A 13,275-nucleotide genomic window follows, 5' to 3' on the forward strand; every position below is an offset into this window, starting at 1 on the left:
TGGCTACCGGGCGATCAATCGCCCAGATGGCATAATCGCAGACTGTTCATAACAGGGGCATATAAATGACCGTCGCAAGCTATGATCAACTCGCAATCTTCTCGGCCGTGGCCCAAGACCGCAGTTTCACCCGCGCCGCCGCCAGGCTCGGCATGTCTCAACCGGCCTTGAGCCGGGCAATGCGTCAATTGGAGGAGCAACTGGGGGTCAGGTTGCTTGCCCGCACCACTCGCAGCGTCTCCCCCACCGAAGCTGGCGAGCATTTGCTGCGGGTGATCGCCCCCCGGTTTGAAGAAATCGACAGTGAACTGGCCTTGCTCAGCGAATTCCGCGACAAACCGGCCGGCAAATTGCGCATCACGGCGGGTGAGCACTCGGCGATCACGCTGTTGCATCCGGTGCTAGCGAAACTGCTGCCCGACAATCCCGATCTCAATATCGAAATCATCGTCGACTACGGCCTGACCGACATCGTGGCGGAGGGGTTCGACGCCGGCGTACGGTTAGGTCAGCAAGTAGCCAAGGACATGATCGCGATGCGCATCGGCCCTGACATGCGGATGGCGGTGGTTGGCTCCCCGGCGTATTTCACCCGATATCCCAAGCCGGTCACCCCGAGTGACCTCATGGTGCACAACTGCATCACCCTGCGCATGCCGACTTACGGCGGTCTCTTTCTCTGGGAGTTCGAGAAAGACGGGCAAGAACTGAACGTTCGGGTCGAAGGCCAGCTGGTGTTCAACAACATCGCCATGCGCCTGGAGGCCGCCCTCCAAGGGTTGGGTTTGGCCTATATGCCGGAGGATCTGGTGCAGGCACATGTTGCGCAGGGTCGATTGATTCGCGTACTCGAAAATTGGTGCGAACCGTTCTCTGGCTACCACCTCTACTATCCGAGCCGGCGCCAGAGTTCACCGGCTTTCACGTTGCTGCGCGAAGCCTTGCGCTACTTGGGTTGATTGGCCTGGATGGTGTCCAATGCTTCGCCGGCACGCTTGGCCGCAGCAGCATCACCTTGGTTGGCCAGCAGTTGGATCAGTTGGCGCAACTGTGAAGCTGTCAAACCGACCCGTAGACTGGCAGCCATGTGCGAGCGAAGTTGTGCCTCCACGCCAGGTGTGACCGCCAGCGCTGCAACCGTCGCCAGCTCACGACTTTGCCAGTCCAGGTTGTCACGCTCAAAGATGTCGCCGAACAGATGCACCTGCAAGTACTGGTTGATGACGGGAACGAAGTCGAACAGCGGGCCCTGAACAGGCGCACCGGCGATTCGCGTCTGATTGGCTTTGCCTGCTGCCAGGAGTTCATCGCCGACGGGAATGACCCGACCGGGCTCGCGCCCCGGATCGTCCTGAACGCCGCGTTGCTTGCGTACCTGGACCACACTCATCAGCTCGCCGAGTGCATTGAGACTGCGTGGAAAACCGCTGTAGGCGTAGAGTTGCACCAGAATTTCCTTCGCCTCGCTGACCGTCAGGCCCGCATCCAGCCCCTGATTCAACGCGGTATTGAGCCCGGACATGTTGCTCGTGGCCATGGCGGCGGCCATCAACGGGATGGCCTGTTGCCTGGCGGACAGCGTCTCGGACACCGGTTGGGTCGCCGGCACGGCTTTCGGTGCCTGCGAACCTTGGGCGTTGTATTGCTCGTCAGTCACTTTCTCCAGCCATTGCACACTCTTGCCATCCACCGAGCCAGTCACGGCCAGGTGCGTCATGGCGCTCGTCGCAGCAGCGCCATGCCAGTGCTTGACGCCCGGAGGGCAGACGATCACGTCACCCGGGCGGATTTGCTGTATCGGCTTGCCCCATTCCTGGACCAGTCCCACGCCGGAAGTCACCACCAGTCGCTGTCCTGCGGGGTGGGTATGCCAGGCCGAGCGCGCGCCTGGTTCGAAGCTGACATAAGCGCCGGAAGCATTGATCTCGTCCGTGGCGGGAAACAAAGGATCGACACGTACCCGCCCGGTGAAATAATCCGTAGGTCCCGCAACCGCCGCCTGAGTGCCCGCCCGGCTGATCTGCTGCGCCGTCCGGGACTCACTGGCATTGTCTGCACCGGCGGCGTCGGCGGCGTCGGCGGCGTCGGCAAAGGGGGCCGCGGCGCACACCGCGATGCCTATCAAGGTGTTCTTCATGAGGACGTACCCCTTCAAGTCAGAGCGTTCTGGCGTAAAACGCGGTCAACTGGCCCATTGCGACGTCCACATACGCAGGCACCCAGTAGGTGTCGATATGCGTCGCGCCATCGATGATGAAAAGTTTTTTGTCCTGGGTACCGGTGGCCTTGGCAAAGGCTTGTTGCGACATGTACAGGCTGTCGGCCTTGCTGCCCGCGATCATCAGCAACGGCTTGTCGATCAGCTCGATCTGATCCGTGGCATCGAAGCTCATCAGGTCCATCAGGCTGCTCTGGGTGTAACGGAAAGTCGAGTTGGGATGAGCGTGGGTCTTGCCGTAATACTCGAAGCCCTGTCGATACAGATCAAACGGCAGCTTGGCGATCTGTTCATCGGTCAGTTTGACATCACCGACGTAGAGAACTTCCCCACCCGCCGCTTCCTGGGCGCGGGCCGCCGACGCCTGCTGCAAGCGTTCCTGAATCGTCGACAGCTGCGAATCCTGGTAGCCATTACGGCGAACCAGCCCGGAGTTGAACATGCTCAAGGTCGCAATCGACTGGAAGCGCTTGTCGGTTTGCGCCGCCGCCAATGAATAACCGCCACCACCGCAGATACCCAGCAAGCCCAGACGCTTGCTGTCGACGCCGGGATAACCGGCAATGAAGTCAGCCATGCCATGGATGTCTTCGATGCGATGCGCCGGTTTGTCCACATTGCGCGGCTCACCACCACTGGCCCCTTGATACGCCGCATCCGCCGTGATCGTGATGTAGCCCTGATCCGCCAGACGCTGGGCATACAGGCCCGCGACCTGCTCCTTCACCCCACCATTGGGGTGCGCCACAACGACGACCGGGTATTTTTTCGCCGCATCATAGTTCGCCGGGGTGTAAACGTTGGCGGCAATGTCCAGGCCATCCAGTTTGTAGGTGACCGGATGGATATTGACCTTACCCGGTTCGTTCCTGGTCAGCGCTCCACCGTAGGTCAAAGTGAATGGATTCTGCTTGTAGTCCGCAGCCTCGGCTTCGACGCCCGACATCCCGATCATGGCAGCCATCAATGTGGCCTTCAGCGTGGTTCGCATCATAGGAATACTCCTGACATTTCAAGTTTGTGAGAGGGGTGGCCGATATCGCCACGCGCTTGGTCAATCCAAATTTTTTTCAGCGAGAAACTGCGAAACCAGATCAGCGATCTCGACGTTGTTCATATCCGAAAAAGGAAAGTGGCTATTGCCCTTGATATTGATCTCCGGCAGGTGAACAAGCGTGACGTCACCGCCATGGCGATTCACCGTATCGCGCCACAGGCGCGCCATCTCGAGCCGCGCACGCCAACTGTCCTGGGCGGGCAACCGAACCGGTTGGTCGGGGATGTTGTCGCCGTAGAAAACAACGATGGGGATTTGGGTCAGTGCTTTGAACTGTTCCGCCGATACGGCCTGAGCCGAGAGCGTGTCGAACGCGCTGGCAATCGGCGCGGGCACCTCCCCCTCTGGAAACACGAAACTGCTGCCCGGTTCGAACGCTACGATGGCCTGCACGTTAGGGCTTTTGATCGCCGCCAGCCAACCGGGGCCGCCGCCCTGAGAATGGGTAAACAAAATGGCCGGCCCCGTCTTTTCCAGCAGAGCGGAAACGCCACTGGATACCACGTCAATGTCGTAAGGCCCGGTGTTGGGCGTCATCGACCGAAAGAACTGCTCCAGCGCCGCCTGCCCACGTGGAAACTGGCTGCCTTCGAAGCTCTCGGGCCACAGGCCGATGCGGAATTGATTGAACCACAGCTGCTCATCCGGCACTGGTTTGATCGTCATTTCAACCAGGCTGCGTCCCGCATCGCCACGGCGCGGCTGGTCGATCAGGTACGTGGAGAATCCTCGCCGCAGGAAAATGTTCTGGAACCCTTCACGGCCGTCGGCCGTTGTCTCCCAGGACTTCGCGGACTGCCCCGCGCCATGCAGCATGAGAATCGGCAGCGGACGAGCGTCGACGGGAACCTGATAGAACGCATACACATGGTCGCCGTGAAAGGTCTGGCCATCGGGCATCAAGGGTTTGTAGGGGTCGAAGGCTCCCGGCTGGGTGATCAACCCACCGCCGGCAATGAGGCTGCCCTGATCCTTGATGATCAGCGGGGGGTGACCGTCAGCGCTGACAAACGCACTGGCACCTAGCGCGAAACAAAGACTGCCGGCCTTTGCAGTGGCGGGCATGCTTTTGCGGATGAAGCTCTGAATCATGGCTTGCTCTCGATTTGATATCGCCGAGATGCAAATTACCTTTCAACGATTAATCGATAAAGCGCGCCAATCACATAGCACTAATACCAAATTCACATAAATTCGATTAGTAAACTGAAAAGCTCGCCACATGCGGAAATGACAATTTTGGGTCAATAGATGCCCTTTACGACAGGCAGCTATCGGCCCAAAAGGTCATTCGGAAGCGTCCAGGAAACCAGGGGCGATTCACTAAGAGCGTGCTACAGGGATCTGTTTCAATATTTTAAGCTGATATCATTCAAGAATTTACAAGCCGAGTAGAAACATATGAATCGTCGTAAAAAAATAAAGCAGTTATTAAAGGCTCACGCCAAAAAGGCTAGTGCCAAATTGGCGCCGCCAAGCAAGTCTAAATACATTAGTAAAGCTGACCGATTGAAGCTGGCGGCTGAATCCAGTCACGACTCAATCATTTCTTCTGAAAGCTGATCTATGCATCCTGAGAACCACCGGAATTTACAAATCTGGTTGGGCTAGGCATTCCGATGGCACGTACCGCGAGGACGCGGCTGGCTTCAATATGGCTATAGCCTTGATCGAGCACCAGGCCTGCGGCCTCGCGTTTGAACTCAGCGGAAAAGGAACCACGTTGCTTGGTCATCAGACACCTCTATCTGGCGGGTATTCTCGCCTAAATGGGTGTCCGGAATCATTAGACCACTACACGCTCACCGGTATCGGCACGAATCGCGCCCCATTCAACTAGCGGTACTTGAGCGCGACCAGCCACCTTCCTGCGATGACTCCACATAGCCGCTTGAATGCTCCGTGCAGCTGCGTGGGTGGTGAGTGATCTGAACGCCTACCAAGCTTGCCGTTCGCTCCACGAACATCTTGAGCCTCAATGGTTCTTCTTCGCCCATCAGAGCTTTGAGGCTCTTTTTCGGCCTGCACGAATCCCAGATACGACAAAGCCCAGTACCAGACTGGGCTTTGTCGTATCTGATCAGGTCAGCAAATCAGCGCGATGTGTTTCAGGTCAGTCCGATGCGGACGATGTTCGGGGTGAGTATGGCAACGGGATCAAAACACCAGCTTGGAACCAATAAAAATCAGCATGACGGCCAGGCAAGGACGCAATACTTCGTCAGAAATGCGGCCGGATAAATGACTGCCAATGTAAATCCCTGGCAGTGACCCCATCAGTAGATAGCCTAATAGATGCCAATCCATATTACCCATGCTCGCATGGCCCAGACCGGCGACCAGCGTCAGGGGCACCGCGTGTGCGATTTCTGTTCCGACCAAACGCTTGGTGGCCAGAAAAGGGTACAGGATAAAGAGCGCCACAGTGCCCAAGGCGCCGGCACCGATGGAGGTCAATGCCACCATTGTGCCGAGTATCATGCCAGTGACCACGGTCAGCACGTTCAAGCTCGAGCCGCTGAGGTGATAGCGATCGCCGGCATGCTTATGGGCCAATGCCAGTAACTGCTTCTTGAAGAAAATGGCCAGCGCGGTCAGCAACAAGACAAAGCCCAATGCCTGCTTGATGATTGCATTCATCGCTTGGGGGTCAGTATGTAAATTCTTCAAAAACCACAGGGTAAGCATTACCGCCGGCACACTGCCAAGCGTCAGCCAGCCGGTAATAGTCCAGTCAATATTTTTGTTCTTTTTATGAACCAGTACGCCACCGGATTTAGTGATTGCAGCGTAAAGCAAATCCGTCCCGACTGCTGTTGCCGGGTTAATGCCAAACCATAAAAGAATGGGCGTCATTAAAGAGCCGCCACCCACACCGGTCATGCCGACAACAAACCCGACAACCAAGCCTGCAACCACAAAACCAATATTACTGAATTCCATTATCACGACCTACAAATCAAGCGCGACTACAAAAAATCTAGCCAGCAGCATAGCGATTTTTCTTATAATCATTTATACCGATACGATCTTACTTTATAACCTTTTCTCTATCGCACCTGATACTCCGCCAAGCTCTGCGCCAGACCTCGATACGCTCAAGACAATTGCATCGCCATAGCCGCAGCCCACATCCACGCGCCCGCTTCGGATAGCATCGGCCTTGCAGGCGTGCAGGCGCTGATCGCGGCGTTTACTTCGCCGCACCGGCCTTCTTCACCGCCGCAAGCCAGGCGGGGTTCAATTGGTACTGCTCGGTATCGATTGCCAGAGCCTCCATGCACACCTTGTGTTGGTCGATCTCTCGCACCATCTGGCTGAGGGCGCTGGAGTTGCCATCCAGCTGGTGCATCTGCGTTAACCCCAGATGATAAAAGCGCAGCAGTTTCATCGCCGTCGGATCACCGGCCAGCACGCCGTCGGTGACCTGATGCATGGCGTTGGTAATGCTCATCAGACTACGCTTGAGCTGCCAGCCGTAAACCGCCGGTGCCATCCATGGCTGCGACCAGAACTTGATCCGAATCAGCGCCACGCTCAGCACCAGCGCGGCAACAACCCCGCCCAGATTCAAACGGAAATTATCGCCACCGGGTTCGCCTGCCAGCATCACGGCAACGCTGGACAGCACCATCGCCAGCAGCACGAAGATCAGGGCAATGATCAGTGTGCTGCGGCGCGTTTGCCGTCGATAGGTCTCAGGACTCATCTGCTTGATCTCGAACATCACTGCTGCAGGACTCCGTTGAGTTGAATTTAAAATTGCGCGGCATTATTGCCCGTAGCGATGGGCACTGACACGTTTAATGAATCGGCCCACCTTTCCTGGACGTTGCCTTGGGGTGAACGTGGTCAAAACCCAGTTGCCACAACCCGGGTCATAAGCGCCCGAACCGCTGCCTGTACTCCAGGGGCGTCAGCTTCGTAAGCTCCTTGAACATGCGCCGCAGGTTCGAATCGCTGCTGAATCCCAGCTCGGCGCAGATAGCGCTGACCGACGATGAGGTGAGAATGAGACGTTCGCTGGCTTGATTCAATTTGATACGGCGCGCATAGGTTGCAATCGGAACCCCGGTTTTGCCCATCACCTTGCGCGCGAGGGTGCGTTGAGCCATACCGAGTCGCTCAGCCAGCCGCTGCACCGTAATCTCTTGCGCGGGCAACTGCTCGACCAGGCCATGTAACTTGCGCAACAACACCGAGGACTGCTCGATCATGCTCATGGCTTGAAAGACGCCATGGGTCTGCACGGGGCGTGGGAGCACCATTAACTTGATCAGATGATGCAACGCGTCCGGACTGACATAGCGCTCTACCAATGCCTGTGCGATTGGCTGGTAGCCATTCACGCCAGATGCCGTGGCGGTACGGTCGTTCACAATGCAGTTCTGCTCAGTCTGCCACTTCACCTTTTTATAACGCTGGGCCATCGACTCTGCCAGCCACCACGTCACGGTTGCAGACTGCCCGTTGAGCCCACCGCTCGCAGCCAAGAGGCTTACGCCACTGCAATAACTCCAGAGCATCAAGGTGTTCGCGCGTGTCGCCAACGCCGATATCAGAGCCCCGCTTTCGCCGATCATCGTGTCTACCTGCGATGCCGATTCAGCCCAGAAACCGGGCACCAGAATCGCGTCCAGATCAGCCTGCCCAAGCGTTTCGTTCACCTGCAACGAGACGCCTTGAGCGCACTCGACCAACCCTGTCTGCAACGCGACAAAGCGAGTTTCAAAAAGCGTGTGACCTACCAGGCGATTGGCGGCGTTAAGCAAGTCTGAAAATGCAAACAACCCTGCTGGCATGCAGTGCGGGAAAAGCAGCAAGCCGATTCGATGTATTTTGGTCATGGCATAAAATGAACTGATTATGTCTTGGCATGCCATTCTCCGCCGTTAAACGTATAGACACAATCAAGCCTCTTCCAAGAGGCCACGCCATGCATATCCATCAACTTCGCAACGCGACAATCATTGTGGAATTGGGCCCCCATCGAATTCTGATCGATCCGATGCTCGCCCCCAAAAATGGACTGCCGCCCTTGCGTCTATTCGGCGCGAGGCAACGCAACCCCATGGTCGAGTTGCCGGAATCGGCAGCACAAGCGCTCGAATCGGTGACCCATTGCTTGATTACCCACTGCCAGAAAGGCCACTTCGACCATCTCGATCGAGCAGGGGAAAAGTGGTTACGAGAGAAACGAATCCCGGTGATCTGTACGCCGCACGATGCCGGTTATCTGAGCGATCGCGGATTGAACGTCCAATCCTTGCCGAAAGATCATGAGCAACCGAATCCATTTCTCGGCGGCCAGATCCGAACCGTCCGTTGCACCCATGGAAGTGGGCTGGTCGGCAAACTGATGGAGCATGGTGTCGGGTATTTGATCGAAGTACCGGACGAACCCAGTCTCTACCTCAGTGGAGATACATTACTGACCGCTACTGTCAGGGAGTTCGTGGCGCGGCATCGGCCGCACATTAGCGTCATTCCCGCCGGCGGTGCCCGATTCGATCTGGGAGGCGACATCATCATGGGCCTCGATGAAGCTCTCGAATTCACCAGACTGGTGCCGGGCCTCGTCATCGCCAACCATCTGGAAGCACTCAGCCATTGCCCCGTGACCCGCAAGACGTTGGCCGATGCGGCACGACACGCGGGGGTTGAATCACGCTTACGCATTCCGGCAGATGGCGAGAGATTGAACGTCACCCTTCCCGACCGCGAGACGCAGCGGCCTCATCCTGAATCGCTGCGGGTTTCGTAGCCCCTACCGATGGGCACAGTACAGCGAACGGTTATGGAGCACTGAAGCGTGATGGGTGCGCTCGGGATTTGTTTCAGATGAAAGGAAAGAGGATCAGCGGTCATACGCGGGGTTGCAGAGGCTGCTATTCCTTCCCATGGGAGAAGTCGTTTCAGGCTGGCCAGGGTGCGGGCCGGGAACAGACGCGTGGCCGTGGTCGCGGCGCCCGCCCGGTACGCGAAAAGAAGAACAGGTGCCAATCCCTATCCGGAGGTGGCAGATGTTATACATCGTCAGTTGGTCGATCAGTCCCGAACGTCGCAATAGCGCAATCGAGCGTTTTCTCAAAACAGGTGGAGCTCCACCCGCAGGCGTAACCATGCTGGGACGCTGGCACGCCGTAGGACGCATGACTGGTTTTGGCGTCGCAGAGGCCAGTGATGTTGCGCTGATACAGAAATGGGTACTCGAGTGGAGTGACCTCATCAGTATGGAGATTCTCCCGGCACTGACCGATGAGCAGGCAGCTCCGCTACTGGCAGCAGCAATCGGCAAGCAATAATCTGCGGCTGAAAAGGCGCTGACCAAAAAGGGGCACCCATTAGCACTTGAGACCGGCTAATGGGCGCACCCGTTTCCCATTGAAGGTAGCTTCAAACGACGCGTATCCCGACTACATCGCAGGACGTTGCAGTTTGACCCACTCCTGCACCGTAGGTCGCTGCCATTGGCGCTGGGCGTATTTCAGCGCAGGATTTGATGCAGGTGAGAAGGTCCCGCCATGCCGAATCCCAGGCGTGCCGTGGGCGAGCGATTAATGTGATGCCCGGTGGATCAGAGGGTGGCAAAAGGTAGGCTATGTTTACTGAGTGTCGACTTCGGGTCGTTTGAGCGCAGGTAAACCTTGTCGCCGGATATCCGGTCGATAGCCGCACCCCATCCAGATTTGCCGGTGACCCCGTCGGTGGTGGTAACCGGCCTGTTTCATTCGCTGGAGAACGCCCCTTGATATCGACGCGACGTGTGGCCAGGCTCAAAGCCTGGGGTGCCCACGGCTTTACCGCCACCGGAGTGGTGATCGCTTTCCTGGCGACTCTCGCCTTGTTCGATAATCAGCCCACAGCCTGCCTGCTGTGGCTGGGCGTAGCCCTGATCGTCGATGGTGTGGACGGCTGGCTGGCGCGCAAGGTCAATGTCCAGACGGTACTGCCGCATTTCGACGGATCCGTGCTGGATCTGGTCATCGACTACCTGACCTACGTGTTCATCCCGGCCCTGTTCATCTACCGTTACATCGACTTGCCCGCCTACACCCCGTTGCCGAGCACTTCAGTGATCCTGGTCTCGTCGCTCTTTTGCTTCTGCAACGTCAACATGAAGAGCAACGACAATTACTTCCAGGGGTTCCCCGCCACATGGAACGTCGTCGCCCTGTGCCTCTACATCGTTGCCCCACCCTCCTGGCTGACGCTGCTCACCATCATCGGCCTGGCGCTGTTGACGGTGACCCGAATGAAGTTCCTTCACCCGTTCCGCGTGCGCCGGTTCATGCCGATCAACATTGCCGTGACGTCCATCTGGATGCTGTGCAGCCTGTCACTGGTGCTCAACCATCCCGCCATCAACCCGTTGGTGATGGGGCTGTGGCTGGCAATGTCGGCTTACTTTCTGGGGGTCTGCATCTGGCGCACGGCCCTGGACGGGTTCGACGGATCCCGTGAGTAAAGGAGCATTCATGCCTATCCATATCGTGCGACTCGGTTCACCCCGAACACCTCATGAAGGTCTGCGCCTGGGTACAGTACGCCGGCCACCGCGTGGCGTACCGAAGGGCGAATTCGCCAGCCGCGACTTTTACGACACCTGGCTCCCCCTCCTGTCCCCCAGCGCAGAACTGATAGCGCAAGCTAAAACCGCAGCAGACGAAAAAGCCTGGGAAGCCTTTCGGCGCAGGTTCAAGGCCGAGATGAACCATTCGGCCCCCAGCCAACTGCTTGATCTGTTGAGCGCCTTGTCCCATCAGACATCGCTGGCCATCGGCTGCTACTGCGAGGATGAGCGCCACTGCCATCGCTCGGTGCTACGCGAACTGCTGAGGGCTCGTGGAGCACAGGTTGTGCCGCCTGAAGCCTCGTAGTCGGAGCGGCACTCGCCGGGTCAAGTCCTTCGGGTATTTGAAGCACGAAATCAGCCTCTGAAAATCCGACTGCATAGCTCAGAGCCCGGCAAAGAGAAAAGGCATAAAGATTTATTGTTGGCCTACGAAAACAAGAAGAGCCATGGGCGTTTGATGGCCGATGGCTCTTCACGGGTAGCTATGCTTTCTGCGCTACTCGCTCGACTCTTGAAGGCTCAAGCGTTGCTCTTTCCCATTTGGCAATGACCAAGGGTGCAATCGCATTGCCCAGCACGTTCAGCGTGGTGGTGCCGCTATCGATAATCCTGAAGATACCCGCGATAAGTGCTACCCCCTCCAATGGAAGACCGGCAGACGCCAATGTGGCGGAAAGGATGATGATGGCAAACCCCGGCACCCCGGCAGCACCTTTGGACGTCAGCACCATCGTGACCACCAGCAGAATCTGCTGAGACAGCGACAGGTCGATACCATAGAGTTGTGCGACAAAAATGGTCGCCACGCCGAGGAAGATAGACGCGCCATCCAGGTTGAATGCATACCCTACAGGCACCACAAAACTGACGATGCGACGTGGAACGCCATAGTTCTCCAGCTTGCTCATTAACTGCGGCATTACGGCCGCCGATGCTGCACTCGAAAAAGCCAGAATCAGCTCATTCCTGAAGTACTTGATCAGCTTGAAAATATTCTCGCCAATCAGGTAGCAGACACCGCCGAGCACCACCAGAGCAAAGAGAATCAGTGCCAGGTAAACCACACCGATCAACTTGAGCAAAGGCAACAGCGAGGCAAAGCCAAAGGTCGCAACGGTGGCACCGATCATGCCAAATACACCGATCGGCGCATAAGCCATGACGATTGAGACGACCTTGAACATTGCATCAGAGATACCTTGAATCACCGCAACCACCGGCGCACTTTTCTCTCTGGGGAGCGAGTTCAATGCCAGGCCAAACAGCACCGCGAAGAACAGCACCGACAACAGCTTCGCTTCCGACATCGCTACAAAAACGTTATCGGGGACGATGTTCTGCAAGATGACAAGGGCGCCCTTGGAAGGCTCCAGGTTCATCGAGGCGCTGCTGTGCGAGATTCCCGAAATGTCAGTGCCTGTTCCAGGCTCGAAAATATTCGCGAAGCACAAGCCCATTACAATGGCCAGACCGGTAACCGCAAAGAAGTAACCCAGCGATTTCAGGCCCATACGACCAAAAGACTTGTTATCACCGCCTCCTGCGATGCCCAGAATCATGCAACAGAACACGATTGGAACAACGACCATCTTCATCATTTTGATGAAGATATCGCCAAGCGGTTTGAGGATTTCAGTACTGACCCACAATTGATACTGCGGATGTGTATTGAAGTACCAACCGACGAGCACGCCAAGCAAAAGCCCGGCAATTATTTGCCAAACCAAAGGGATACGTTTCATGTCTAGCCTTCTTGTTGGAATGAATGTTCTGCGTTACGAGGCAGTAGCTAGATTCATGAGCTTCCAGCTCACTTGAGATCAAATGGCACAACGCTGTTGTGCCATTACTTTTGTTATTTGGCGAAGAGCTGGCTCATATCTTTGAAGGCCTTGAATTCCAGGGCATTACCGCACGGGTCGAACAAAAACATGGTGGCTTGCTCGCCAACCTGCCCTTTGAAACGAATGTAGGGTTCGATCACAAATTCGGTACCAAAGGACTTCAGGCGCTCGGCCAACGCTTCCCATTGTTCCCAGCCCAGAATAATGCCGAAGTGCGGAACAGGAACGTCATGCCCGTCTACCGGATTGCTATGGACGCTCTCTTGGGAAGCCGTCTTGGGGTGTTCGTGAATGACCAGTTGGTGGCCATAGAAGTTGAAGTCGACCCATTGCGTGCTGGAACGACCCTCCTCCAGTCCGAACACCTCACCGTAAAAGGTGCGGGTTGCCGCGAGGTCATAAACAGGGATTGCCAGGTGAAAGGGAGAGAGGCTCATCAGAACTCCAATTGCGGTGTTTTTATAGGTTTATAAAATCGGAACAGCGAATTAAGCCCGTCCGACGGTTTTGAGCACCGTCCAAAAACTTCGGGGTTTTGAACGGAGTGGATGGGGTCATCCTAGAGGTACAGACCAAGCAA

The 13,275-nt window shown here is 56.6% G+C and carries 15 protein-coding genes; 6 read left to right on the forward strand and 9 right to left on the reverse strand.

Features of this window, described 5'->3' with window-relative positions:
- Positions 1 to 65: 65 nt before the first annotated feature.
- On the forward strand, positions 66 to 959 hold the full coding sequence (locus AC07UI_RS13835) for a LysR family transcriptional regulator (protein ID WP_494993010.1): 894 nt from the start codon (positions 66 to 68) through the stop codon (positions 957 to 959).
- Here the strand turns inward: AC07UI_RS13835 and AC07UI_RS13840 are convergent.
- The 3 genes from AC07UI_RS13840 to AC07UI_RS13850 are packed head-to-tail and all read right to left on the reverse strand — an operon-like array spanning position 947 to position 4,367.
- Positions 947 to 2,137: a (R)-mandelonitrile lyase gene (locus AC07UI_RS13840; protein WP_494993011.1), complete on the reverse strand. Its 1,191-nt coding sequence runs from the start codon at positions 2,135 to 2,137 to the stop codon at positions 947 to 949. The genes AC07UI_RS13835 and AC07UI_RS13840 overlap by 13 nt on opposite strands.
- Before the next feature lie 19 nt (positions 2,138 to 2,156).
- On the reverse strand, positions 2,157 to 3,212 hold the full coding sequence (locus AC07UI_RS13845; protein ID WP_494993012.1) for an alpha/beta hydrolase: 1,056 nt from the start codon (positions 3,210 to 3,212) through the stop codon (positions 2,157 to 2,159).
- 60 nt (positions 3,213 to 3,272) lie between these two features.
- Complete coding sequence (locus AC07UI_RS13850) at positions 3,273 to 4,367, reverse strand: alpha/beta hydrolase (RefSeq protein ID WP_494993013.1); 1,095 nt, start codon at positions 4,365 to 4,367, stop codon at positions 3,273 to 3,275.
- A gap of 309 nt (positions 4,368 to 4,676) precedes the next feature.
- Here AC07UI_RS13850 and AC07UI_RS13855 point away from each other — a divergent pair, with 309 nt between their 5' ends.
- Positions 4,677 to 4,838 (forward strand): DUF2986 domain-containing protein, encoded by a 162-nt coding sequence (locus AC07UI_RS13855; RefSeq protein ID WP_081729292.1) that lies wholly within the window; start codon positions 4,677 to 4,679, stop codon positions 4,836 to 4,838.
- A gap of 1 nt (position 4,839) precedes the next feature.
- On the opposite strand, the gene AC07UI_RS13860 is transcribed toward AC07UI_RS13855, so the two are convergent.
- From AC07UI_RS13860 to AC07UI_RS13875, 4 genes are all read right to left on the reverse strand, one after another.
- A complete protein-coding gene (locus AC07UI_RS13860; protein WP_494993102.1) occupies positions 4,840 to 5,010 on the reverse strand; it encodes a hypothetical protein in 171 nt (56 codons plus the stop codon).
- A 422-nt stretch (positions 5,011 to 5,432) separates the two neighbouring features.
- Positions 5,433 to 6,218, reverse strand: a complete 786-nt coding sequence (locus AC07UI_RS13865) for a sulfite exporter TauE/SafE family protein (RefSeq protein WP_494993014.1) — start codon at positions 6,216 to 6,218, stop codon at positions 5,433 to 5,435.
- A gap of 250 nt (positions 6,219 to 6,468) precedes the next feature.
- Positions 6,469 to 7,002, reverse strand: a complete 534-nt coding sequence (locus AC07UI_RS13870; RefSeq protein WP_494993015.1) for a DUF3087 domain-containing protein — start codon at positions 7,000 to 7,002, stop codon at positions 6,469 to 6,471.
- 151 nt (positions 7,003 to 7,153) lie between these two features.
- On the reverse strand, positions 7,154 to 8,158 hold the full coding sequence (locus AC07UI_RS13875; RefSeq protein ID WP_494993016.1) for a GlxA family transcriptional regulator: 1,005 nt from the start codon (positions 8,156 to 8,158) through the stop codon (positions 7,154 to 7,156).
- 53 nt (positions 8,159 to 8,211) lie between these two features.
- Between AC07UI_RS13875 and AC07UI_RS13880 the strand changes: the two genes are divergently transcribed.
- The 4 genes from AC07UI_RS13880 (at position 8,212) to AC07UI_RS13895 (ending at position 11,155) form a co-directional block, all read left to right on the forward strand.
- Complete coding sequence (locus AC07UI_RS13880) at positions 8,212 to 9,039, forward strand: MBL fold metallo-hydrolase (RefSeq protein WP_494993017.1); 828 nt, start codon at positions 8,212 to 8,214, stop codon at positions 9,037 to 9,039.
- A 259-nt stretch (positions 9,040 to 9,298) separates the two neighbouring features.
- Positions 9,299 to 9,580: a DUF3303 domain-containing protein gene (locus tag AC07UI_RS13885; protein ID WP_494993018.1), complete on the forward strand. Its 282-nt coding sequence runs from the start codon at positions 9,299 to 9,301 to the stop codon at positions 9,578 to 9,580.
- 443 nt (positions 9,581 to 10,023) lie between these two features.
- Positions 10,024 to 10,743, forward strand: coding sequence for a phosphatidylcholine synthase (gene pcsA, locus AC07UI_RS13890; protein ID WP_494993019.1), 720 nt, complete (start codon positions 10,024 to 10,026; stop codon positions 10,741 to 10,743).
- 10 nt (positions 10,744 to 10,753) lie between these two features.
- Complete coding sequence (locus AC07UI_RS13895) at positions 10,754 to 11,155, forward strand: DUF488 domain-containing protein (protein WP_494993020.1); 402 nt, start codon at positions 10,754 to 10,756, stop codon at positions 11,153 to 11,155.
- A 178-nt stretch (positions 11,156 to 11,333) separates the two neighbouring features.
- Here AC07UI_RS13895 and AC07UI_RS13900 read toward each other — a convergent pair whose 3' ends face one another.
- Together AC07UI_RS13900 and AC07UI_RS13905 are read right to left on the reverse strand one after the other, a co-directional pair.
- Positions 11,334 to 12,593 carry a cation:dicarboxylate symporter family transporter gene (locus AC07UI_RS13900; protein WP_494993021.1) on the reverse strand — a complete coding sequence of 420 codons (1,260 nt, stop codon included), beginning with the start codon at positions 12,591 to 12,593 and terminating at the stop codon, positions 11,334 to 11,336.
- 113 nt (positions 12,594 to 12,706) lie between these two features.
- Positions 12,707 to 13,132 (reverse strand): VOC family protein, encoded by a 426-nt coding sequence (locus AC07UI_RS13905; RefSeq protein WP_494993022.1) that lies wholly within the window; start codon positions 13,130 to 13,132, stop codon positions 12,707 to 12,709.
- Between the last annotated feature and the right edge of the window lie 143 nt (positions 13,133 to 13,275).

The sequence above is a fragment of the Pseudomonas sp. GW821-FHT04C07 genome (genome assembly GCF_059420325.1).